Source organism: Streptomyces sp. AcH 505 (assembly GCF_000818175.1).
Classification (GTDB): Bacteria; Actinomycetota; Actinomycetes; order Streptomycetales; family Streptomycetaceae; genus Streptomyces.
On the sequence record NZ_JTIY01000001.1, the window covers coordinates 3396367 to 3419588 of the forward strand.

The window sequence follows — 23222 nt, forward strand, 5'->3', positions numbered from 1 at the left end:
GAGCCGCAGCCGCAGCCCGAGGCGGCCGAGCCCGGCGTCGAGGAAGGCGTACCCGACCACGAGGCGGGCCCCGAACCCGAATCCCTCCAGGAGCCGGTTCAGGAGCCCCTCCTGGAGCCCCTCCAGGAGCCGCTTCCGGAACCCGAGCCCGAGGCCGCCCCCCTCACCAGCAGCAACGACAGCGCCGAACACGCCGCGAACTCCTACGTCCTGCGGGTCAACGGCGCCGACCGGCCCGTCACCGACGCCTGGATCGGCGAATCGCTGCTGTACGTACTGCGCGAGCGCCTCGGCCTCGCCGGCGCCAAGGACGGCTGCTCGCAGGGCGAATGCGGCGCGTGCAACGTCCAGGTGGACGGCAGGCTCGTCGCCTCCTGCCTCGTACCCGCCGCCACCGCTGCGGGCTCCGAAGTGCGTACGGTCGAAGGCCTCGCCGTGGACGGCGAACCGTCCGACGTCCAGCGGGCGCTGGCCAACTGCGGCGCCGTCCAGTGCGGCTTCTGCATCCCCGGCATGGCCATGACCGTCCACGACCTGCTGGAAGGCAACCACGCCCCCAGCGAGCTGGAGACCCGCCAGGCCCTCTGCGGCAACCTCTGCCGCTGCTCCGGCTACCGCGGGGTGCTCGACGCGGTGAACGAGGTCGTCGCGGAACGCGCGGCGAGCTCCGAAGCCGCTGCCGCCGCCTCCGAGGAAGCCCGCATCCCGCACCAGGCACCGGCAGGGGCGGGCAGCGCCCAGGCACCGCACCCGAACTCGCACGACGGAGGCATGGCGTGAGCAACGACGCGGCCACCGAGGCCCCGACGCTCGAAGGTCCCCAGCAGGAACCGCCGGCGCACGGCCTCGGCGCCTCGCTGCCGCCCGCCGACGCCCGCGCCAAGACCGAGGGCACCTTCCCCTACGCCGCCGACCTGTGGGCCGAGGGCCTGCTGTGGGCCGCCATCCTGCGCTCCCCGCACCCGCACGCGCGCATCGTGTCGATCGACACGGCCGCCGCGGCCGAAATGCCCGGCGTACGGGCCGTGGTGACCCACGAGGACGTCCTCGGCGACCCGGCGTACGGCAGACACGTCGTCGACCGCCCCGTCTTCGCCTCCGAGGTCGTACGCCACCACGGCGAGGCCATCGCCGCCGTCGCCGCCGACCACCCCGACACCGCGCGGCTCGCCGCCGCAGCCATCGCCGTCGAGTACGAAGTACTCGACCCGGTCACCGACCCGGAGAAGGCGTTCGCCGCCGAACCGCTGCACCCCGACGGCAATCTGATCCGGCACATCCCGCTGCGCTACGGCGACCCAGACATCCAGGGCGAGGTCGTCGTCGAGGGCCTGTACCGCATCGGCCGCCAGGACCCCGCGCCCATCGGCGCCGAGGCCGGCCTCGCCGTACCGCGCCCCGACGGCGGCGTGGAGATCTACACCGCCTCCACCGACCCGCACACCGACCGCGACCTCGCCGCCGCCTGCTTCGGCCTCGACCAGGACCGGGTGAAGCTCGTCGTGACCGGCGTCCCCGGCGCCACCGGCGACCGCGAGGACCCCGGCTTCCAGATCCCGCTCGGCCTGCTCGCCCTGCGCACCGGCTGCCCCGTCAAACTCGCCGCCACCCGCGAGGAGTCCTTCCTCGGCCACGCGCACCGCCACCCCACCCTGCTGCGCTACCGCCACCACGCGGACACCGAGGGCCGGCTGGTCAAGGTCGAGGCCCAGATCCTGCTCGACGCGGGCGCCTACGCCGACTCGTCGTCCGAATCCCTGGCCGCGGCCGTCGCGTTCGCCTGCGGCCCGTACGTCGTACCGCACGCCTTCATCGAAGGCTGGGCCGTACGTACCAACAACCCGCCCTCCGGCCACGTACGCGGCGAAGGCGCCATGCAGGTCTGCGCGGCCTACGAGGGCCAGATGGACAAGCTGGCCGCCAAACTCGGCATCGACCCCGCCGAGCTGCGGCTGCGCAACGCCCTCGCCACCGGCGACATCCTCCCCACCAGCCAGACCGTGACCTGCCCCGCGCCCGTCGCCGAACTGCTGCGCGCCGTACGCGACTACCCGCTGCCGCCGCTGCCCAAGGACACCCCGGAAGCGGCCTGGCTGCTGCCCGGCGGCCCGGAAGGCGCGGGCGAACCGGGTGCGGTACGGCGCGGCGTCGGCTACGCGCTCGGCATGGTCCACATGCTCGGCGCCGAGGGCGCCGACGAGGTCTCCACGGCCACGGTCAAGGTCCACGACGGCATCGCCACCGTCATCTGCGCCGCCGTCGAGACGGGCCAGGGCTTCTCCACGCTGGCCCGGCAGATCGTGCAGGAGACACTCGGCATCGACGAGGTCCACGTCGCGTCGGTCGACACCGACCAGCCCCCGGCGGGCGCCGCCGCGCACGGCAGACACACCTGGGTGTCGGGCGGTGCGGTGGAGCGGGCGGCCAAGATGGTCCGTACGCAGCTGCTCCAGCCGCTGGCCCACAAGTTCGGCATGTCGACCGAACTGCTGCAGATCACCGACGGCAAGATCACCTCGTACGACGGCGTGCTGTCCACCACCGTGATGGAGGCGATGGACGGCAAGGAACTGTGGGCGACGGCCCAGTGCCGCCCGCACCCCACCGAACCCCTCGACGGCGCGGGCCAGGGCGACGCGTTCGTGGGCCTGGCGTTCTGCGCGATCCGCGCGGTCGTGGACGTCGACATCGAACTCGGCTCGATCCGGGTGGTGGAGATGGCGGTCGCGCAGGACGTCGGCCGCGTACTCAACCCGGCGCAGCTCGCCACCCGTATCGAGGCGGGCATCACCCAGGGCATCGGCACGGCCCTGACGGAGAACCTCCGCACCACCCGCGGCCTGGTCCGCCGCCCGGACCTGACGGGCTACGCCCTGCCGACGTCGCTGGACGCCCCGGACATTCGCATCGTCAAACTGGTCGAAGAACGCGACGTGGTGGCCCCCTTCGGCGCCAAACCGGCGAGCGCGGCCCCGGTGGTCACGTCCCCGGCAGCGGTCGCCTCCGCCGTCCGCGCCGCAACGGGCCGCCCGGTCAGCAGACTCCCGATCCGCCCGCAGGCAGCGGTGGCTGTTCCCAACTCGTGACCGTATGAATCCCGTTGCATCTGCAATGTTGGGATGCGCGTTGTCGCCGGTGCTCGCTACAGTGATCGATGCAGCGGTCGGGCAACGGGGAGGAAGCGCAGTGCTGGACAACGGGGCAGGCGGAGGAGCGCCGGCGGGACCGGGTGGCATCTTCGGGATGGTCGAGTCGATGGCGCAGAACGCCATGGACATGATGGTCGACCTCACGGCGATGGACTCGTTCAAGAGCCGCGTCGACGAACTACTGAACATCCTGAACGACTCGCAGGCGGCCCCCACCAAGATGGGCCAGGACCGCATCGCGCGCGCCAAGTTGGGCGGCGATTTCGCGGAGGCGGAGTTCTTGTACGCGGCGTACAGCACGGTCCATGACCAACTGGAGACTCTGTCGAAGGTATTGGGCCTGCAGATCGAGAGCATGCACCTCGCGGTACTGGCGTCGCAGGCGAGTTACGACAACCTCGACGACGACGTCAAGCAGAAGATGCAGGCGCTGAACACACAGATCGACGCGCACTATGACCAGTCGCGTGATCCGTATGCCAAACACCACGGTGGCAGCGAATTCAGATCAGCCAGTGGGCACACAGGGGGATGACGAGACATGCCTGAGGCACCAGACGGAGGGAAGTCAGGACCGGGAAGCACGCCCTTCGAGTCCATGACGCATGAACAGCTGAGGGCTCTGTTGTCCTCGGCCGACATGAGTACGGCGATGAGCCTCGCGGGGAAGCTGACGGCGGCGGCGAAGACCATCTACGACATCGGTGACGAGCTCAAGACCCGGGTCCAGCTGGTCAATTGGGAAGGCACGGGAGCCGAGGCCTTCAAGGACTGGGGCGACCAGACGGCCAGCGCCACCTTGAACCTGTCGGAGTACGCGAGCAACGCCGGCAAGTGGATGGAAGACGTCTCCCAGGCCATCGCCGAGGCGCACGCCAACATGCCGCCGCAGTCGGACACGGACGACGCCAAGGCGGCCCTCAAGACGGCCAACACCAACTTGGACGCGCTGAAGGACCCGGCGAACCGGCACGACCCGGACAGACAGACGCTGACCGCGACGTACCACACCAAGGCGACGGGCGCGGAGGCGCAGTTGGAGTCGACCCGGCTCCAGGCGGCGCAGCAGATGCAGAAGCTGGCGCAGACGTACGTGCAGTCGGGTACGCAGATAAACAGGTTCGAACCGCCGACGTTTCCGCCGCCGGCGGGTTACTTGGGCGACGATTGGCGCCAGCCCGAGAGCTATGTGGGTGCTGAGCGTTCCGCATACACGGGTGGAGGCATGGGAGGTGCGGTCGGCAACGCCATGTACTCCGACGGTGGTTCCTCCGGCGGGTCGAAGCACTACCAGCCTCCTGGCAGTGACAGTGCACTCGGCGTCGCCGTTGGCGGCAGCCATGGCGGCTCGCACGACGTCCCGAACAAGGGGCATGTGCCGCAGGATCCACCTGTGCACCTGGGCATCGACAGTGTGGACACAGCGCCTCCCGGGACGCTGCCGTCGGCGCACTCGACGACGCCTCCACCCAACATGAACCAGGTGGCTCCCCGCCCGGAGGGTCCGCCGCTGCCGCCGCCCGGAGCCATACCGCCCGCCTTCGGCGGCTCGTACGGCCAGCAGGGCGGCGGGAGGCCCGGGGCGATGGCCCCGGGACGAACGTTTCCCGGCGGTGCCGGTGGCCGGCCGCCGGCGCTCGGTACCGGTGGGCTCAACTCGCGTACGCCGCTGGGACGTGAGTCCGGAATCGTCGGCGGACGCCCGGTGCAATCTCCTTCCGGCCGCTCGCCGAACAGGATCCCGCGCGGCATGGTGATCGGCGGCGAAGAGGGCAACGGCCGACAGATGATGGGCCGTGGCATGGCCGGTGGCGGTATGGGCCACGGTGGCGCGGGCGGCGCCGGCAGCGGTATGGCGGGCGGGCGTCGGCTCGCCTCCGAGACCGGCGGTGTGGTCGGCGGCCGTCCTCAGGCGGGCGGAAGGAACAGCGCGCGGCCGTTCACTCCTGGTGGGTCAGGGCTTGTCCGCGGTGCGACATCAGGATCGGGTACGGGCACAGGCTCGGGATCCGGAGCGATGGGGCGCGGCGGCATGGCCGGGGCGGGCCGTGGCCGAGGCGGGCATGGCGAGGAGGAGCACGGCGAGCGTCCTGACTACCTGACAGAGGACGAAGAGACCTGGCAGCAGGGCGACCGTCGGATTGTGCCACCTGTCATCGACTGATCTCGTCCGTACCGAGTGGGTTGAGGGGAAATGCGTAGTAGTCGCGGGCGGTCGCTCGGATCCAAGTCTGCTGTCGCGTCCGCCCTGGGGCTGTTGCTGTTCGCTACGGCAGCAGCCCCCGCGCATGCGGACACGGTGCGTCAGCGGCAATGGCATCTGGACGCCATGGAAGCCTCCGCTGTGTGGAAAATCAGCACGGGCCGTGGGGTCACAGTCGCGGTGCTGGACTCGGGTGTGGATGACTCCATCGCCGACCTTCGCGGACAGGTCCTGAAGGGAGAGGACTTGTCCGGGCTCCCGGGAGATGAGAGCAACGACATCGACAACCACGGCACCGGAATGGCCGCGCTGATTGCGGCCACGGGTGAGCGAGGGGCGTTGAACGGGTCCTACGGTCTCGCGCCGGGTGCCAAGATTCTGCCCGTCCGCGTGCCTTACGCAAAGGAGCGCTTCGGCAAGGGGGGGATCAAGGACAACTTCGCGCAGAGCATGAGCAAGGCGATCCGGTTCGCCGTCGACCATCATGCGAAAGTCATCAATGTTTCGGTCGGAAATGTCGCAGGCGGCCCTGAACTTGATGACGCCGTGAAGTACGCCCTCGACCATGATGCGCTCGTTTTTGCCGCAGCAGGTAATGGCGCAAAAACGGGCAACCGCCCGGAATTTCCCGCAGCGACGCCGGGCGTTGTCGGCGTCGGCGGCCTCACTAAGAAGGCCGCGCATCTCCCGGTGTCCAACTTTGGTCCCCAGGTGGACATTTCGGCGCCCGGTGAGGACATCTTCAATGCCTGTGCGGGCGGTAGCGAGATCTGCGAGGGCAGCGGCACCAGCTCCGCAACGGCCCTCACCTCCGCCTCTGCCGCTGTCATCTGGTCCAAGCACCCGGACTGGACGAACAACCAAGTACTTCGCGTCATGCTCAACACCGCCGGTGGCGCCGAAGACGGCGCCAAGCGCAGCGACGGGCTCGGCTACGGCGCCGTACGCCCCCTCCAGGCCCTGAACGATCCCGGCGACCCCGGTCCCGCCGACGAGTACCCCCTCCCCGACCTCGCCGCCGCCGCGTCCAAGTCGCCCTCCGCGCCCGCCTCCCAGCCCGCAGCCGGGCCCAAGGGCGACAGCACGACGCAGCCGGCCGCCGTCGCGGCGTCCGACAGCGGCGGCGGGAACACCGGTCTGTGGGTGGGCATCGGTATCGGCGTGGTCGTCGTCATCGCCGCCGCGGCCGTGGCCCTGCGGATCAACTCGCGCCGCCAGGCCGCCGCCACGCCTCCGCCCCCGCCGCCGTACGCCTCGTACCCACCGCCCCAGGGCCCGCCCCCGTACGGCTACGGCCCGCCCCAGCAGGGCAGCCCGCCCCAGTACGGGAGCGCACCCCAATACGGCGGCGGCGCACCTCAATACGGCCCCCCGCCGGCCGGACCCCCCACCTCACCACCCACGCCGCCGCCTCCGCGGCAGTAGCAGTGCCCGTGCCTGTCGAGGGAACCGACAGGCACGGTGCGACCAGTTCGATTCTCACCAACGGGGAAATCATGTCGTTCGACGAAGAATGGGCGTCTGTCCGAAGCGCTGCCGCCGACAACACCAAGATGCGGCTCGACAGCGCGGCCCGTGGCGACGGGGGCGGGGGAGGCGGTGGCGGTGGCGGAGCCGCCGACTACAAGGTCACCTCGCCCGATCTGCGGTCCATCGGGAATGACGCCCAAGGGCTCTTCCACAGCTTCGAGACCGACGCGTTCCACGCGGGCGCGAAGACGGACACCGCGGCCAACGCGCTCAACTCGGACGGCTTCGCCACCGGTTCCGCCCTCTGGGCCGCCTGGGACACCTGGCGGAGCCAGGCGGAGACCCTGCTGAGCGCCTGCGCCCATATCCACAATCATCTCGAAGACACCGTGGTCAGCCACAAGAACCACGAAGAGACGCTGATCAGTAACTTTTCCATGTCCCAGATCAACAAGCACTTCAAGTGAGGGCCGCGCATGTTGAAATTTGAGCAGGTCCTTCATGCGAACCTGAGCGGTCTCGACGGAGCGGTGAAAGACTGGGACGCGACGATCACGAAGCTTGCCACGATCGAGGAATCGGCAGGCGATATGAAGGCGAAGGCCGACAAGGCTGACTGGGCAGGGGAGAACGCCGGCGTCACCCGCGATTTCGTGCGGAAGACGGCCAAGGAATTCGGCGACGCGAAGACGGAAGCGAGCAGCATCCGCAACATTCTTCGTGATGCGCACACCGAGTTCGCGGAGGCCAAGAAGAGCCTCGGCACGGTCGTGGACGAGGCTCCCGCCAAGGGGATACGAATAGACCCCGACGGTGTCGTCAGCTATCTGATCCACCCGGATCGCAGGCCCAAGGACTACGACGGTCCCAAGCCCACGCAAGAGCAGTTCGAGGCCACCAGGTCCGCCATCAAGTCGGCCGTCGACCGGGCCAACGACGCGGACGAGATCGCGTCGCGCGCACTGCGTACGCTCGTGGGCAAGGACAAGAACGACTTCTCGGGGACCGACTACAACTCCCTGAAGGCGGCGTCCAAGGCGCAGGACGCCGAGGACGCCAAAGCGGCGGCGGCGATCGTGGCCAAGGGGGACGACGCGACTCCCGCCGAGATCCAGCGGCTCAACAAGTTCCTCACGGACAACAAGGGCGACCAGTACTTCGCCGAGCAGTTCGCGTTGGATGTCGGTGCGAAGGGAAACCTGGAGTTCTGGGCCGACATGGGCGACCCGAGTGACGGCTCGCGGCTCGGCGCCGACCATCAGGACATGCTCAAGGAACTCCAGAAGAACTGGAGCCTGACGCTGGCCAGTGCCACGCACTCGGACAGCCCGGCGATGAACCAGTGGAAGACCGACATCATCAACGCGGGGGACGACCCGATCCGCACGCGGGCGACGTCGCCGTACGGCTTCCAGGTCATGAGCAACCTGATGCGGTACGGGAACTTCGACTCCAAGTTCCTCCACGACTACGGCGACGCGCTGGTGGTCACGGAGAACAAGATGACGAAGAACGGCATGGGGAAGCCCAGCATGTTCTGGACGTCCAGCCTCGGCGGCATGACGCATCTGAACTGGAGCGGGACCGACATCGGGCGCGACCCGATGGAAGGGTTCATGGAGTCGCTCGGCCACAACCCCAAGGCGTCCGCCGACTTCTTCAACAGCAGCATCGACCTGACGCCCGGTGACACGACGGACGACAAGAAGCTCGATGCCTTCGACTACTTCACGAAGGACCGGGACTGGCCGAAGGACGTCGTCGACGGCGGCGAGAGCAACAAGTTCGGCTACGACAGCCTCGGCCACGCCCTGGAGTCGGCAACCCTGGGCCACTCGTACGACGACCCGAACGCCGCGCTGATACGGACCGACGACGGCGCCAAGGTGATGGAGAAGGTCGTGGCGCAGTACGGCGGCGACGCCGAACTGCTCAAGAAGCAGGAGTCGTTGTCCGACAGCCTCGGCAACATGGGGGCCGGATACATCGACGACTTGGACTGGGGACTCGACAAGAACGCCGACGACAGCGTCTTCGCGCCGGGCAAGAACACCGGCTCGCACGCCGAGTTCGGCCGCGCCGACGCCCGCGGGTTCCTGAGTTCGCTCGGCCAGCATCCCGATGCCTATGCCTCTGTCACCGACGCCCAGCGGATCTACACCACTTCCGTGCTTGAGGCACAAGTGAATCCGGACGGCACGATCACCAACGAGGGTCTTGCCCGCCACGCGGTGAACATCGGTGCGCAGACGCAGGGCATCCTCGACCAGTCCCGCGCGGACCAGATCGGGGCCGAGTACGGCAAGACCGCCGAGGACTACTCGAAGGCCATGGAGAAGAAGTCGGGCTGGATCGATCTGGGCGTCGGCGCGGCCGTGGGAGCAGGCGCCGCGTTCCTGCCGATCTCGGCGCCGGCCGCCGGCGCCGCGGCGGTCCTCGTTCCGCTCGCTGTGGAGAACGGCCAGGGAGTCATCGAGCAGTACGCGGGTCAGATGATGGGCGACTGGTCGGACGCTTCGCAGGACAAGTACACGGACGGTCTCGGCGACAAGGCCCACCAGGAGCGCGCCGCGGTCTTCAAGGCGGGCGAGGAGAACGTCGAGGTCCCCGCCAGCGTCTTCATCGACCGGCACAACCTCAACCATGTCGGCAACGGCAACTTCGCGGAGGATCTGCGGCAGAGCGCCCAGGACGGATACAACACCGGAAATCTCCGGGAGGTTCAGCAGGGAAATCAGTCCCAGACCGGCTGAGGCTGATGGTGGCAGGCGATGGTTCAAGCTGATCGATAGGAATTGACGTGCGCGCATGGAGGGCAGTCGGGGCCGCCGGGCTGGTTGTCGGTCTCGGGGCAGGCGTTCTCGGCTGCAGCGGTGACGACGACGGTTCGCAGAAGACGATTTCGGCGTCCAAGGTCTGCGGCGGGGCGCTTTCGCCGCAGGCCGCGAAGTCGCTGGATTTCCTGACGGGTTCGAAGGAGTACCTGCCGTCCAGCGGCAGTGAGGCCGACCTCTCGGGGAGTGCCGCCGATCTGGCGGACGGATACGTCGCCGGGGTCGACGCCGACGACCTTCATGTGCGGACGACAACCGCGTGTGCCGTCCCCAACCTCAAGACGGTCGGCACTTCCGACGTGCGCGTGCAGTTCAACTTCGCCACGGCCGAGGAAGCCGACAGGCAGACTTTCTCGGAACACACCCGGTACGAACTAGGCCGTGCCGCGTTCGTCAACTCTGACTGGGCGTACCTCTATTTCGACTGCGTGAGCCCCAAGTTCAAGGGCAGTACGGCGAAGCAGCCGGCCATCGTGAACTCGATCCTGTCGAACGCAGCGCTCAGTCAGCACCGGAACGAGCCGAAGGGCACTCAGCGTCAGATTAACGAGGCCAACCTGACGGTGCTCAACTCGGTGGCCCTCAAGGTCGCGACCAAACTCCAATGCGAGAACAACGCAGGCCTCACCGCCAACCCGACCCTCCGACCCGCCCCGGACGCCGGGTAACGGCGTTGGAACATCCGGCGGGCCGCAGGCGTCGCCCTGTGGGTCGACGCGAACTCACTTACGGGGGAACGAACGCATGTCGTTCGACAAAGAGTGGGCGTCTGCCCGCAGCACAGCCACGGACAACGTCAGCATGCGACTGAACAGTGCCCCGGCCGATTCCGGCGGGGGCGGCGTCAGCAACGCGAACCTGGATGTGAATCAGGACAAGCTCGGCACGCTCGGGTCTGCCGCGTACAAGTTCTACGACGAGCTCAAGGTCGTCGGCAATGTGGCGGAGCAGTCCACCGCTGAAGCGGCGCAGATGATGACGGTCAGCGCGTTTCTGACCGGCGCCGCCATGAGTACCGTGCACGACACCTGGGACTCGCAGCTCCGCACGCTGCTCGACGCCTGTGCCAACATCTCCAACCATCTCGACTACAGTGCCTCGTCGCATGAAAAGCAGGAGAAGAAGATTCAGGCGGCACTCGGTGTCTCCAAGATAGACGAATACTTCAAATAGAGAGCGGGGAAGCCGTGTTGTCGTACAACGATGTGTATCTCGCCCCGCTCGACAAGATGAAGGCGGCGGCGGACGACTGGTCGGAGATGAGTACCCGGCTCGAGACGCTGGCCAAAGAAGCCCATTCAACGATGGGCGACAAGGCCAAGGACGAGTACTGGCGTGGAATCAACGCCGATGTGACGAAGCCGTTCATCGACAAGACGGCCAAGGAGTTCGACGACGCGGCGAAGGCAGCCAAGGGGATCATGCAGATCCTCAACGACGGCTATGCGGCGTTCAAGAAGGCCAAGGACGATCTCAGGCACCTCGCCGAGACCGAAGCCGGGTCACAGGATCTGATCGTCGGTCCCCACGGGAAGGTCAGGGCGGTCGATCCGGTGGAGAACCAGCCCGGAGCCGGACTGAGCCCGGGTTACTTCGCCTCCCTCAAGGAGCAGGACGCCAAGATCGCCGCGTTCCAGAAGCGCGTCGATGCCATCGTGGAGACCTGTGACGACGCGGACGTGTCGACGGCCAACGCGCTCAAGGCCAACATCACCGGGGACCAGCACAACTTCAGCGGGCCCAAGTTCACCAGCCTGGACGCAGAGGAGGCGCAGCGCGCCGTCGATCTGGCGAAGAAGGGCCGCGACCTCAGTCACACCGAACTGCTGCAGCTCAACGAGCTGCTGGCCGACAACAACAAGTCTGTGGTGTTCTCCAGGAACTTCTACGACGGTGTCGGCGGGCCCAAGAAGGCGCTGGAGTTCTTCGGGCAGCTGTCGGGTGATACGTATCCCGACGGGAAGCTGGACAAGCAACGGCTGAAGGACGTCCAGGCGTTGCAGAAGAACATGGGGCTCAACCTCGCCACGGCCACGTCCGTGCCGAAGGGTGACGACGACAAGTGGGGTCAGCGCTGGTCGGACGAGCTGCGGAAGCTCGGCACCCAGCACATACCGCTGACCCCCAACTCCATGTACAACAACACCAGCCCGTACGGGTACCAGCTGCTCAGCGGACTTCTCCGGTACGGGAACTACGACGCGAAGTTCCTCGACCCGATCGCCGAGCATGTGGTGGCGCTGCACGCCAAGGACCCCATGATGTTCGCCGACAACAAGATGCTGAACGGTCTGGTGACGAATCCGTACAACCCGTCAGGCCTGAACGGTGCCGGGTACGACCCGGTGAACGGGGTGCTGGAGGCGCTCGGGCACAGCCCGGAGGCGTCAAAGCAGTTCTTCATGGATTCACCGCAGGCGTACAACGAGGACGGCACGGTTGCGAGTGGCGGTCTCAAGGACTCCGACGGCAAGCTGGTCAACAGCTATCTCGACTTCTTCGCCGACAAGGACTACGAGTCGTTCAACGACTCGGCCAGCACCGACCCGGACGTCATGAAAAAGTACATGAACGCGACGACCGACTCGTTCGGTCACGCGTTGGAGTCGGCGACGCTGGGCCACGCCTACGACGACCCGCACGCCACGCTTGTACGGAGCGACGACGCAGCCACGATCATGGAACAGGTTGTCGTGAAGTACGGTGGCGACGCAGGACTGTTGAAGTCGCAGGAGGCGCTGTCGGACAGCCTGGGCCGCATGGGCGCTGCGTACATCGACGACATCGACTGGGGTCTCGCCGACAGGGCGGACGGCAGCAGTTTTCAGCCGCCTCCGGGCAGCCATGGTCACGCCGAGTTCGAGAAGGTCGACGCCCGTAAATTCCTCAGCTCGCTCGGCCAGCACCCGGATGCATATGCCGACGTCAGTCACGCCCAAAGCGTCTACACCAGTTCGGTGCTCGAAGCGCAGACGGGGCCGCACGGCCTGGACGCCGGAGCGGCGCGCGAAGCGGTGCGGATCGGGGCGGAGACGCAGGGGGTCCTTGATCACTCCCGGGTGGCACAGATCGCGGCGGAGGGTGCCAAGGAGGCCGACGACTACTCCAAGGCGGTGGATCAGCGGTCCGGCTGGGTCGATCTGGGGGTGGGGGCGGCGGTCGGGGTAGGCGCGGCGTTCCTGCCGATCACGGCGCCCGCAGCCGGAGTTGCCGCGGTTCTGGTGCCTCTCGCCCTGGACAACGGCCAGGGAGTGGTCGAGCAGTACGCCAGCCAGATCACGGGCGGCTGGCTCGACGCCTCCGCCGACCACTACAGCGACGAGCACGACGCCCGCCTCCACGAGGCGGAGACCGACGTCTACATAGCCGGAGAAGTGAATTCCCAGGCCGCGATGGGGGCTTACGTCCAACGCCACGGGATTGATGTGAATGGGACGCTCGGTGAGGACCTCGTTCAGGCGGCGACTCTGGGCTACAACACCGGAAACCAGCGCGGAGGACAACAGGGGAACAGCCCTGAGGTGGGTTGAGATCTCTGGCGCGACGTGGACGGGTATCGAGTGCGAGGGATGAGTGTGAACGTGCGGCGAGTGATCCGGACCGGCGCCTTGACGTGTGCTTTGAGCGCTGTTCTTCTCGGCTGTGGAGGGGGCGATGACGAGGACGATTCGCCCAGGACGATCGCCGCGACGAAGGTGTGCGACGGTCGCTTGTCGTCGGCGGCGGCCACCTCGGTGGAGTTCCTGACGGGGGAGAAGCGGTTGTCCCCGATCGGCAACGGTCGTGCCGATGCGTCCCTCGCAAAGGCGGCCTCGGCACTGTCTGATGGCTATGTGCCCGGCGAGGGTAGTGAGATCGACACCAAACCAGCGTGCTTGATCGTCAATCCGAAGGGCGGCAGCCCGGATCTCCAGATCGGCTTCGGCATCACGTCTGCCAAGGCTGCAGACGGACCGGCGGCAGACACGTTCGCGACGTACGAAGTGGGGCGGACCGCTCTCATCGGTATTGCGCGTTCGTACCTCTATTTCGACTGCGTAAGCCCCAAGTTGGACGGCAGTACGCACGAGAAGCCGGCAATTGTGTTCGGGAAGCTGACCAACCATGCGGAAGGACTGGGACGTTACGAACCGGCGGGCGGACCTGACCAGGTGCGTGCGGCAAATCTGACGCTGCTGCACTCCCTCTCCCTGAGCATGGCCGAGGAACTTGATTGCGCGGACGGTGCGGGTCTCGACGCCAGGCTGCCTCCGAAGCCCGCCACTGCCGCGAAGGAAGAGGAGTGAACTGTGCGTGCATGGAGGGCGGTCGGGGCGGCCGGGCTGATTGTGGGTCTGGGGGCGGGTGTTCTCGGCTGCGGCGGTGACAAGCCTGCTGAGCCCAAGACGATCGCGGCCGGTGCCGCGTGCCACGGTGCCGTTTCCTCGGCGGCGGCGAAGTCGGTCGAGTTCCTGACCGGCGTCAGGAAGTTCGCGCTCGATTCCCCGGGAGACGATCCCGCCAAGGCGGCTTCCGCTTTGGCTGACACGTATGTGCCCGGGAAGGCGAGCAGTTCCGCTGAGCAGGTGTGTTCGATCGACGACGCGACGCAGGTGGGGAATTCGTATCTCAGCATCGATCTGCGCTTCGGGTCCGAGGACGAGTCGAACGGGGTGGGTGCCTCCGCCGATCTTGCGCGGTACGCGGTGGGCCGGAGCGCCTATACCAAGCCCGGCTTCGCCGACCTGTACTTCGACTGTGTCAGCGGCAAGCTGCGCGGAAGTACGAAGAAGAAGCCGGCGATCGTCGCGGCGGCGTTGCAAACCGGTCCTACGGTGCGGGGCAAGTATCAGCCGAAGAGTGCGTCAAAGGCGCTGGGCGAGGCCAATCTGGTCGTGGTGAACTCCGTCGCGCTCAAGGTGGCGCAGGAACTCGGCTGCGCCGGCAATGGCGGGCTCGAAGCGGAGTTGACCCTCAAACCCGCCGAGGGCGAGTGATCGTGCGTAGCGGAGCCAGGCGGCTGGTGGCGGCCGTCGGGGGCGGCGTTCTTGTTGTGGCGCTTGTGGCGCTTGTGGCGTACGGCGACGTCGTGGCGTGAGGCCTGTGGGGGGATCTTTGACGCGGCTGCCGTCGCGGGAATTCGGCAGTACGCGCACGACACGGTCGTGTACGAAGTCTCCGGCAAGGGCGTCGCAGAGGCGGCCCTGGTTTCGGTGGGGGTGGTTGGGGCTCGGCGCGAGTATGGCGTCCCGGCACCGGAAAGGTCGGCGGCTCGTGAAGGTCGACTACGCGTGGGACCGGCTTCCGTTCCCTGAGCGGGCGCCCGAGGCGGCCGAGGCGGGCACGTCCGTCGCGTACGAGTCCGACGAGCCCCGCACGCTCCAGTACGTCGACTGCCGGCGTCCCGATCTCGTGGAGCTGCGGGGGAGCGTCGATGCCGTCGGGGGTGTCGATGTGCGGTCCGGGAGCAGGGTGCTTCAGACCGTTGCCGCGAAGCTGCCCGCCCGCCCTGCACTGCGCGATCAAGATCGTCTTTCCGCCGCTACCCACGGTGGATCCCGTTCTGGTCTGAGGCCGCGGGCTGCGGGCCGCGACAGTCGGCAGCCCGCTCCGAATGCCCTATTTGAGGCTTATCTCTATATTGGTGACGGGATTGATCGGGTCCGGTCCTCGCCGGGTCCCCCGCCGTGTCCGATGAGGAGAGCCAGCCCCCATGAGCAATCTGTTTGTCGTCGCCTACGACGACCTCGCCACCGCCCAGCAGGTCCGGGACAAGCTCCTGTCCATGAACCGGGAGCACCTGGTCGAGCTGGACGACATCGTCGTCGTCGAGCGCCGGGCCAAGGACGGCAAGGTCAAGCTGCACCAGACCGTCAACCACGCCGCCACCGGGGCCGTGGGCGGGGCGCTGTGGGGGAGTGTCATCGGGCTGCTCTTCCTCGTGCCGCTCCTCGGCGCGGCCGTGGGCGCAGCCGCAGGGGCCGCGGGTGGGGCCGCCACCGACACCGGGGTCAACGACGACTTCATGCGGGAGCTCAGCGAGAACCTGCGCCCCGGCGCCGCCGCCGTCTTCGTGCTCGTCAAGCAGGCGGCCCGCGACAAGGTCGTGCCCGAGCTCGCACAGTTCGGCGGCCAGCTCGTTCAGACCTCGCTCAGCCATGACGAGGAGAACCAGCTCATCGACATGGCCAAGGCCGCCCGCGCCGGCGCGGCCGCCCACACCGCCGTGACCGGATGACGCCCCTGCGCCATGCGGAAAACGCCGAACGACCGGACCCCCGAGCGGTCCGGTCGTTCGGCGTGGTGGAGGCCGTGGCGGGAATCGAACCCGCGTAACTCGCTTTGCAGACGAGCCCCTGAGCCATTCGGGCACACGGCCGAGCGCTTCACTTCCTTGACCGTACGGCCGTCGTGCCGTCCGGCTCAAGGGTGACCGGCGGCCTGCCATACGACCGCCATACGCCGTTCACAGTGCGGCGGCTCCGGTCGTACGACCAAGGGACCAGCGGTGCTCCGACTCGCGACAGGGGTCACCGGCCGCTGAGCCCCTTACGCTGACTCCATGACCGCCCTGGAACCGCGCGACGCCGATGTCGTGCACGCCGATGTGATCCGCGCCAACGCCGTCGAGGGATTCGCTCCCCCGGCCGAGCGGCGCGAGTACGTCGACGACACCGGCGGGGTGCTGGGGAAGACCCATCGGGCCCTGAGCATCGGCATCGTCTCGGTCGTCCTGCTGATCGCCTTCGAGGCGACCGCCGTCGGTACGGCGATGCCGGTGGCCGCGCGGGAGCTGCACGGCATTCCGCTGTACGCGTTCGCCTTCTCCGCGTACTTCACCACCAGCCTCTTCGCGATGGTCTTCTCCGGCCAGTGGGCCGACAGGAACGGCCCGCTCGCGCCGCTGGCCACCGGGATCAGCGCCTTCGCGGCCGGGCTGGTCATCTCGGGGACGGCGTCCTCGATGTGGCTGTTCATCCTCGGCCGCGCCGTCCAGGGGCTCGGCGGCGGGCTCGTCATCGTCGCGCTGTACGTCGTCGTCAGCCGGGCCTACTCCGAGCGGCTGCGGCCCTCGATCATGGCGGCCTTCGCCGCGAGCTGGGTGGTCCCGTCCGTCGTCGGGCCGCTCGCCGCCGGGACGATCACCGAGCACCTCGGCTGGCGGTGGGTCTTCCTCGCCATCCCCGTCCTGATCGTCGCGCCGCTGGTCCTCGCCCTGCCCGCGATCCGCCGGATGGCGGCCGGCCCCGCCGACCTCGCCGCCCCCGTACGCGCCTTCGACCGGCCCAGGATCCGGCTCGCCCTCGGCATCTCGCTCGGCGCCGGGCTCCTCCAGTACGCCGGGCAGGACCTGCGCTGGCTCTCGCTGCTCCCGGCCGCCGCGGGGGTGGCGCTGCTCGTCCCCGCCGTCCTCGGCCTGCTGCCGGCCGGCACCTGGCGGGCGGCCCGCGGGCTGCCGTCCGTGATCCTGCTGCGCGGCGTGGCGGCCGGGTCGTTCATCGCCGCCGAGAGCTTCGTACCGCTGATGCTGGTCACCCAGCGCGGTCTGTCGCCGACGATGGCGGGCTTCTCGCTCGCGGCCGGCGGCGCGACGTGGGCGCTCGGCTCGTACCTCCAGTCACGACCGCGCATGGAGCGGCACCGCGAGCGGATGATGGCGGCCGGCATGGTGCTGGTCGCCGCGGCCGTCGCCGCGGCGCCGAGCGTGCTGATCGAGTCCGTACCGGTCTGGACACTCGCGGTCGCGTGGGGCGTCGGCTGCCTCGGCATGGGCGCGGTGACCGCGTCGACGAGCGTGCTGATGCTCAAGCTGTCGGCGCCGGAGGAGGCGGGCGCCAACTCCGCGTCCCTGCAGATCTCCGACGGCCTGTCGAACGTCCTCCTGCTGGTGGTCGGCGGCGTGGCCTTCGCGGCGCTCGGCGGCGGTGCGGTCGGGGAAGCCACGGTGCACGCGTCGGACGCGACGGCCGCGCACCCGGCCGCCTTCGTCGGGGTGTTCCTGCCGATGGCGGCGGTCGCGCTCGCCGGGGTGTGGGTCGCCACTCGGGTACGGACGCTCCAGCCGCAGGACGAGGCGTAGGGTCCTGCGGCGCCGGTGTGACTCCGGTCGCGGGGCGGCGGTCGCACCGGCTGGGGTCCGGGTGCCACTCCGGGCTTCTCGGGGACGGACCCGGCAACCGCACGCGCAGGCCGTCGCGGGTTCCGGTGGGACTCCGGCCGCCCGGCCGGGTGCGGGTCGCTGTCCGGGCAGCCGCAGGTGGAGGGCCTGGTGGTGGTCGCGCCGGCCGGGGGCCGGTCTCCGCCCGCCGGTGTGACTCCGGTCGCATCGCGGGCCCCGTCCGCGTTCCTACGAGGTCCGCGCCGCGCCCCCGGTAGGGTGGCCCGGTTGTCGTACGCAGTAATCCCCGCCCGCGCCACCCACGTCCGAACCGGAGACCGTGACTACTTCCGCCTCCCCCTCCCATCACCTCTCACCCGCCTTCCCCGGCCGGGCCCCCTGGGGTACCGCCAACAAGTTGCGCGCCTGGCAGGAGACGGCGCTGGGGCGGTATCTCGAGGAGCAGCCGCGTGACTTCCTCGCCGTCGCCACTCCTGGCGCCGGGAAGACGACCTTCGCGCTGACCCTCGCCTCCTGGCTGCTGCACCACCACGTCGTGCAGCAGGTGACCGTCGTCGCGCCGACCGAGCATCTGAAGACGCAGTGGGCCGACGCCGCGGCGCGGATAGGGATCAAGCTCGACCCCGACTACAGCGCCGGGCCGGTGAGCAAGGAGTACCAGGGCGTCGCCGTCACCTACGCGGGCGTCGGCGTGCGGCCCATGCTGCACCGCAACCGCTGCGAGCAGCGCAAGACCCTCGTCATCCTCGACGAGATCCACCACGCGGGGGACTCCAAGTCCTGGGGCGAGGCCTGCCTGGAAGCGTTCGAGCCCGCCACCCGCCGGCTCGCCCTGACCGGTACGCCGTTCAGGTCCGACACCAACCCCATCCCCTTCGTGGCGTACGAGGAAGGCAACGACGGCATCCGCCGCTCGGCCGCCGACTACACGTACGGGTACGGCAACGCCCTCGGCGACGGCGTCGTCCGGCCGGTCATCTTCCTCAGCTACAGCGGCAACATGCGCTGGCGCACCAAGGCGGGCGACGAGATCGAGGCCAGGCTCGGCGAGCCGATGACCAAGGACGCCATCTCGCAGGCGTGGCGCACCGCGCTCGACCCGCGCGGCGACTGGATGCCCAATGTGCTGCGCGCCGCCGACCAGCGGCTCACCGAGGTGCGCAAGGGCATTCCGGACGCCGGTGGCCTGGTCATCGCGAGCGATCAGGAATCGGCGCGCGCCTACGCCAAGCTGATCAAGGAGATCACCGGTACGAAGGCGACGGTCGTCCTCTCCGACGACACGGGTTCGTCCAAGCGGATCGAGGACTTCGACGCGAACGAGGACCGCTGGATGGTCGCCGTCCGCATGGTGTCCGAGGGCGTCGACATCCCGCGGCTCGCCGTGGGCGTGTACGCGACGACGATCTCGACGCCGCTGTTCTTCGCGCAGGCCGTCGGCCGTTTCGTACGGTCCAGGCGGCGCGGCGAGACCGCGTCCGTCTTCCTGCCGACCATCCCGAACCTGCTCGGCTTCGCGGGCGAGATGGAGGTCGAGCGCGACCACGTGCTCGACAAGCCCAAGAAGGCCGGCGAGGACGACCTGTACGCCGAGTCCGAGAAGGAGATGGCGGAGGCCGAGAAGGAGCAGGACGAGGACACCGGCGAGGACGACCAGATGTCGTTCGAGGCGCTGGAGTCGGACGCCGTCTTCGACCGGGTCATGTACGACGGCGCCGAGTTCGGCATGCAGGCGCATCCGGGCAGCGCCGAGGAGCAGGACTACCTCGGCATCCCCGGGCTGCTCGAACCCGACCAGGTGCAGATACTGCTCCAGAAGCGGCAGGCGCGGCAGATCGCGCACAGCCGCAAGAAGCCGGACGACGAGGCGGATCTGCTGGAACTGCCCGCCGAGCGGCGGCCCGTCGTCTCCCACCGTGAACTGCTGGAGTTGCGCAAGCAGCTGAACACCATGGTCGGGGCGTACGTCCACCAGAGCGGCAAGCCGCACGGGGTGATCCACACGGAGCTGCGCCGGGTGTGCGGCGGGCCGCCGAGCGCCGAGGCGACGGCGGGGCAGCTGGGGGAGCGGATCAAGAAGGTCCAGGAGTGGGCCACCCGGATGCGGTGAGCGGGACGGTCGGCGGCGCGCCGCCGTCGTCCTGTGGCGCTGCGCCCACCGTCGCCCTGCGGCGGTGACCCGTTGTCATCCTCCATGCTGTGAATTGTCACGAAACATCGGCATTCGGTCGGACTCGAAGCCCGAATAGCCACCAACTGCCCTTCGATGCCCGGATTCTGGACGAGGTCTTCCGGTGAGCGGTGCCGGTCGATAATCTCGCGGAAATGTAAACGCGCCGTGGCAACGCAGCCTCGGAGCGCAGCCGGTGTGCCAGATTTTGTCGGCGGCCTCTCGCGTGCGTCGCCGTGGGACCGGTGCCGCCACCTCGCGGGAAGGCCGCCGTCACACACTCCGAAGGGGGAGGGCGTCGTGACCGCGGAGACATCTCAGACGCTCGACAGAGGACTGCGTGTCCTCAAACTGCTCGCTGACACCGACCACGGCCTGACCGTCACCGAGCTGTCCAACAAGCTCGGCGTCAACAGGACCGTCGTCTACCGACTTCTCGCCACACTGGAACAACACACGCTGGTACGCCGCGACTTGGGCGGCCGGGCCAGGGTCGGCCTGGGTGTGCTGCGGCTGGGCAGGCAGGTGCATCCGCTGGTACGGGAAGCCGCCCTGCCCGCGTTGCGCTCGCTCGCCGAGGACATCGGCGCCACCGCGCATCTGACGCTCGTCGACGGTACGGAGGCGCTGGCCGTCGCCGTCGTCGAACCCACCTGGACCGACTATCACGTCGCCTACCGGGCCGGCTTCCGGCACGCGCTGGAGCGGGGCGCGGCGGGCAAGGCGATCCTGGCCGCCCGTGGCAGCACCCTCACCGAGCCGAGCTGCACCCTCACCCACGGCGAGCTGGAGGCCGGCGCCAGCGGAGCCGCGGCCGCGCTGATCGGGGTGACCGGCATAGAGGGCAGCGTGGGGGTGGTGATGCTCGCCGACGCCGTACCGGAACGGGTCGGTCCGCGGGTGGTCGACGCCGCCCGCGAAGTGGCCGACGCACTGCGCTGATCGGGGGACCGGCGGCGGCCGATAGATTGGCACCGTGTTCTCTCGTCTCTCGCGCCCCCTCGGCCTCACCCTGTGTGCCCTCCCGGTCGCCGCGCTGCTCGTCGTCGTCGGTCTCGCGCCGCTGCCGTACGCCGTGGCGGGACCCGGGCTGACCGCCGACGTGCTCGGCGCGGACAAGGGGCAGCAGGTCATCACGATCACGAAGTCGCCCACCCGCAAGACCAAGGGGCAGCTGCGGATGACGACGATCGTGGCGACCGGGCCCTCGGAGGACGTCGACTTCGGAGACGTGCTCGACGGCTGGTTCCGTACGGACCGCGCCGTGCTGCCGCGCGACTCCGTCTATCCGGCGGGCCAGTCGGACAAGCAGATCCTGAAGCACAACACCAACGACATGGTCGAGTCGCAGAACGACGCGGTCGACGCGGCGCTCGGCTATCTCGGCCGGAGCCCGAAGAGCGTCGACATCAGCCTCCATCTCGCCGATGTCGGCGGCCCCAGCGCCGGACTGCTCTTCGCCCTCGGCATCGTCGACAAGCTCGACGGCAACGGCTCGGGCGGCGATCTGACCGGCGGCCGCACCATCGCCGGTACGGGCACGATCGACAGCTCCGGCAAGGTCGGCGCGGTCGGCGGTGTCTCCCTGAAGACTCAGGCGGCGTCCCGCGACGGGGCGACGGTCTTCGTCGTCCCGAAGGCGGAGTGCGGGGAAGCCGGCTCCGAGCTGCCGAAGGGGATGCGGCTGATCCCCGTCACGACGCTGAAGGGCGCGGTGTCCGCGCTGCGGGCGCTGGGCCGGGGAGCGCACGTCCCGAGCTGCTGACCTCGGCGTCGCCGCCCCTGCCGTCGCCGTTCTCGGCGGCGCCGGTCGGACCGTCGCCGCTGCCGCGCCCGCCGAGGCCGCGCCAGACCGGGAACACCAGCGGGCTCAGCGTCGCCAGCAGATACGCACCGCCCATCACCAGCAGCGCCGGACCGAGCCCGGCCCCCGAGACCAGCAGCCCCGCCGTGAGACCGCCGAGCGGCATGGTCAGCTCGCCGCCCGCCGTCAGCGCGCCCGACACCCGGCTGCGCAGCGCCTGCGGCACCCGCTCGTACGTCACGGTCGTCAGGATCGGGTTCAGCGCCCCCGCCGCCAGACCGGCGGCGCCCATCGTGACGGCCAGCGCGATCGTGGAGTCCGTGAGACCGGCCGTCGCGTACCGGGGCGCGCCGCACAGCACCACGCACACCGCGAAGACCGCGTAGCGCGAGAAGCGGTGCCCGAACGCCCCGTACAACAGCGCCCCGAGCAGTCCGCCCGCGCCCCACACCGCCGAGACGACACCGAGCGCCGTCGGGCCGCCGAGATCCTGCTCGGCGTGGACGGGCAGCAGTACGGCGACCCAGCCCTGGTCGAGGCCGTTCATCACCATCACCATCAGGACGACGGCCAGCAGCAGCCGTGCCTTGAGCAAGTAGGCGTAGCCCTCGCGCAGTTCGGTGCCGTACGTCCGCAGCGAGACCGGTGCGGCGGCTTTGACGGGTTCGGCCGAACGTATCCCCCGTAGCCCGGCGGCGACCAGCAGCGCCGAGAGGCCGAAGGACGCGGCGTCGACGAGCAGCGCCCACTGCGCGCCCAGGACCGCGATCAGCACACCGGCCACGGCCGCGCCGATCATCCGGGCCCCGCGCTCGACGGCGTCGAAGAGGCTGGCGGCGCGGGGGAGTGTGGTGCCGGCGTGGGCCGCCAGGTCGGGCACGAGCACATAGCGGGCGGTCTTGCCCGGGGTGTGGACCAGGCCGACGATGCCGACCAGCACACACAGCGCCCAGAACGGCAGCATCCCGGCCCGGTGGAGCAGCGGTACGGCCGCCACGGCGACGGCGCAGATCGCGTCCGTACCGATCGAGACCCGCCGCCGTCCGATGCGGTCGATCACCGGGCCGCCGATCACCGCGGAGACGACGATCGGGAGGGTGGCGCAGAAGGCCACGACGCCCGCGCGGCCCGCGCTGCCGGTGGTCTGCAGGACGAACCAGGGAATGCCGACCGCGCTCACCGCGGTACCCGCGGCGGAGACGGCGTTGGCGCCCAGCACCGTGGTCAGCGGTACGCGTGACGCCCTCGGCTCAGTTTCGCGTCCCCCCGGCGCGCTCATGCCGTTCGGACCAACTGGCTCGCCGCTCCCGGGTTGTTGACGAGGCGCAGCCCCAACTCGACCAGCGCCCAGCCCAGTCGGGGGCGGAACTGCCGGGCCGGCTGCCGGTCGCCGACCACCTGGCGGTACGTGGCGTACGCGGCGGCATCGGCGCGCAGTTCGGCGGAGCGTACGGCGTGCAGCTGGAGTGTGGTGTGCGGATTCATGGCGGTGGT

At 69.2% G+C, this 23222-nt stretch carries 19 protein-coding genes and 1 tRNA gene; 17 read left to right on the forward strand and 3 right to left on the reverse strand.

Annotation, left to right across the window (positions count from 1 at the left end; all coding sequences use genetic code 11):
- The 13 genes from HY68_RS15460 to HY68_RS15520 all read left to right on the forward strand — a co-directional run.
- On the forward strand, positions 1–780 hold a 780-nt coding region (locus HY68_RS15460; protein WP_198533273.1), incomplete at its 5' end, for a (2Fe-2S)-binding protein.
- Complete coding sequence (locus HY68_RS15465; protein ID WP_041989132.1) at positions 777–3086, forward strand: xanthine dehydrogenase family protein molybdopterin-binding subunit; 2310 nt, start codon at positions 777–779, stop codon at positions 3084–3086. The genes HY68_RS15460 and HY68_RS15465, both read left to right, overlap by 4 nt.
- Before the next feature lie 100 nt (positions 3087–3186).
- A complete protein-coding gene (locus HY68_RS15470) occupies positions 3187–3684 on the forward strand; it encodes a hypothetical protein (protein ID WP_241778585.1) in 498 nt (165 codons plus the stop codon).
- Between the two features lie 63 nt (positions 3685–3747).
- Entirely contained in the window at positions 3748–5313 is a 1566-nt protein-coding gene (locus HY68_RS42020) for a hypothetical protein (RefSeq protein ID WP_206742979.1), read from the forward strand.
- A 93-nt stretch (positions 5314–5406) separates the two neighbouring features.
- Positions 5407–6777: a type VII secretion-associated serine protease mycosin gene (mycP, locus tag HY68_RS15480; protein ID WP_241778586.1), complete on the forward strand. Its 1371-nt coding sequence runs from the start codon at positions 5407–5409 to the stop codon at positions 6775–6777.
- A 71-nt stretch (positions 6778–6848) separates the two neighbouring features.
- Positions 6849–7289 carry a hypothetical protein gene (locus HY68_RS15485; protein ID WP_041989137.1) on the forward strand — a complete coding sequence of 147 codons (441 nt, stop codon included), beginning with the start codon at positions 6849–6851 and terminating at the stop codon, positions 7287–7289.
- Positions 7290–7298: 9 nt separating this feature from the next.
- A complete protein-coding gene (locus HY68_RS15490) occupies positions 7299–9575 on the forward strand; it encodes a hypothetical protein (protein ID WP_041989139.1) in 2277 nt (758 codons plus the stop codon).
- Between the two features lie 47 nt (positions 9576–9622).
- Entirely contained in the window at positions 9623–10324 is a 702-nt protein-coding gene (locus HY68_RS15495; protein ID WP_041989141.1) for a hypothetical protein, read from the forward strand.
- A gap of 76 nt (positions 10325–10400) precedes the next feature.
- A complete protein-coding gene (locus HY68_RS15500; RefSeq protein ID WP_041989143.1) occupies positions 10401–10829 on the forward strand; it encodes a hypothetical protein in 429 nt (142 codons plus the stop codon).
- A gap of 14 nt (positions 10830–10843) precedes the next feature.
- The gene (locus tag HY68_RS15505) at positions 10844–13186 is read left to right on the forward strand and encodes a hypothetical protein (protein ID WP_041989145.1); all 2343 of its coding nucleotides are present in this window, start codon (positions 10844–10846) and stop codon (positions 13184–13186) included.
- A gap of 39 nt (positions 13187–13225) precedes the next feature.
- Positions 13226–13942, forward strand: a complete 717-nt coding sequence (locus HY68_RS15510; RefSeq protein WP_157874348.1) for a hypothetical protein — start codon at positions 13226–13228, stop codon at positions 13940–13942.
- 3 nt (positions 13943–13945) lie between these two features.
- Positions 13946–14632 carry a hypothetical protein gene (locus tag HY68_RS15515; RefSeq protein ID WP_157874349.1) on the forward strand — a complete coding sequence of 229 codons (687 nt, stop codon included), beginning with the start codon at positions 13946–13948 and terminating at the stop codon, positions 14630–14632.
- Between the two features lie 716 nt (positions 14633–15348).
- Positions 15349–15873 carry a DUF1269 domain-containing protein gene (locus HY68_RS15520; RefSeq protein ID WP_041989150.1) on the forward strand — a complete coding sequence of 175 codons (525 nt, stop codon included), beginning with the start codon at positions 15349–15351 and terminating at the stop codon, positions 15871–15873.
- A 66-nt stretch (positions 15874–15939) separates the two neighbouring features.
- Here HY68_RS15520 and HY68_RS15525 read toward each other — a convergent pair.
- Positions 15940–16014: transfer RNA gene (locus HY68_RS15525), tRNA-Cys, on the reverse strand.
- 183 nt (positions 16015–16197) lie between these two features.
- Here HY68_RS15525 and HY68_RS15530 point away from each other — a divergent pair.
- The 4 genes from HY68_RS15530 (at position 16198) to HY68_RS15545 (ending at position 21689) form a co-directional block, all read left to right on the forward strand.
- Positions 16198–17715, forward strand: a complete 1518-nt coding sequence (locus tag HY68_RS15530; protein ID WP_041989151.1) for an MFS transporter — start codon at positions 16198–16200, stop codon at positions 17713–17715.
- Between the two features lie 358 nt (positions 17716–18073).
- Positions 18074–19864, forward strand: coding sequence for a DEAD/DEAH box helicase (locus tag HY68_RS15535; protein WP_041989153.1), 1791 nt, complete (start codon positions 18074–18076; stop codon positions 19862–19864).
- Between the two features lie 360 nt (positions 19865–20224).
- Positions 20225–20866 (forward strand): helix-turn-helix domain-containing protein, encoded by a 642-nt coding sequence (locus HY68_RS15540; RefSeq protein ID WP_041989155.1) that lies wholly within the window; start codon positions 20225–20227, stop codon positions 20864–20866.
- A 34-nt stretch (positions 20867–20900) separates the two neighbouring features.
- On the forward strand, positions 20901–21689 hold the full coding sequence (locus HY68_RS15545; RefSeq protein ID WP_041989157.1) for a S16 family serine protease: 789 nt from the start codon (positions 20901–20903) through the stop codon (positions 21687–21689).
- On the opposite strand, the gene HY68_RS15550 is transcribed toward HY68_RS15545, so the two are convergent.
- Both HY68_RS15550 and HY68_RS15555 read right to left on the reverse strand, forming a co-directional pair.
- Positions 21619–23007 (reverse strand): MFS transporter, encoded by a 1389-nt coding sequence (locus tag HY68_RS15550; protein ID WP_041989159.1) that lies wholly within the window; start codon positions 23005–23007, stop codon positions 21619–21621. The two genes, HY68_RS15545 and HY68_RS15550, sit on opposite strands and share 71 nt — an antisense overlap.
- A complete protein-coding gene (locus HY68_RS15555; protein WP_041989161.1) occupies positions 23004–23213 on the reverse strand; it encodes a hypothetical protein in 210 nt (69 codons plus the stop codon). The genes HY68_RS15550 and HY68_RS15555 overlap by 4 nt, the downstream gene beginning before the upstream one ends.
- Positions 23214–23222 lie beyond the last annotated feature (9 nt).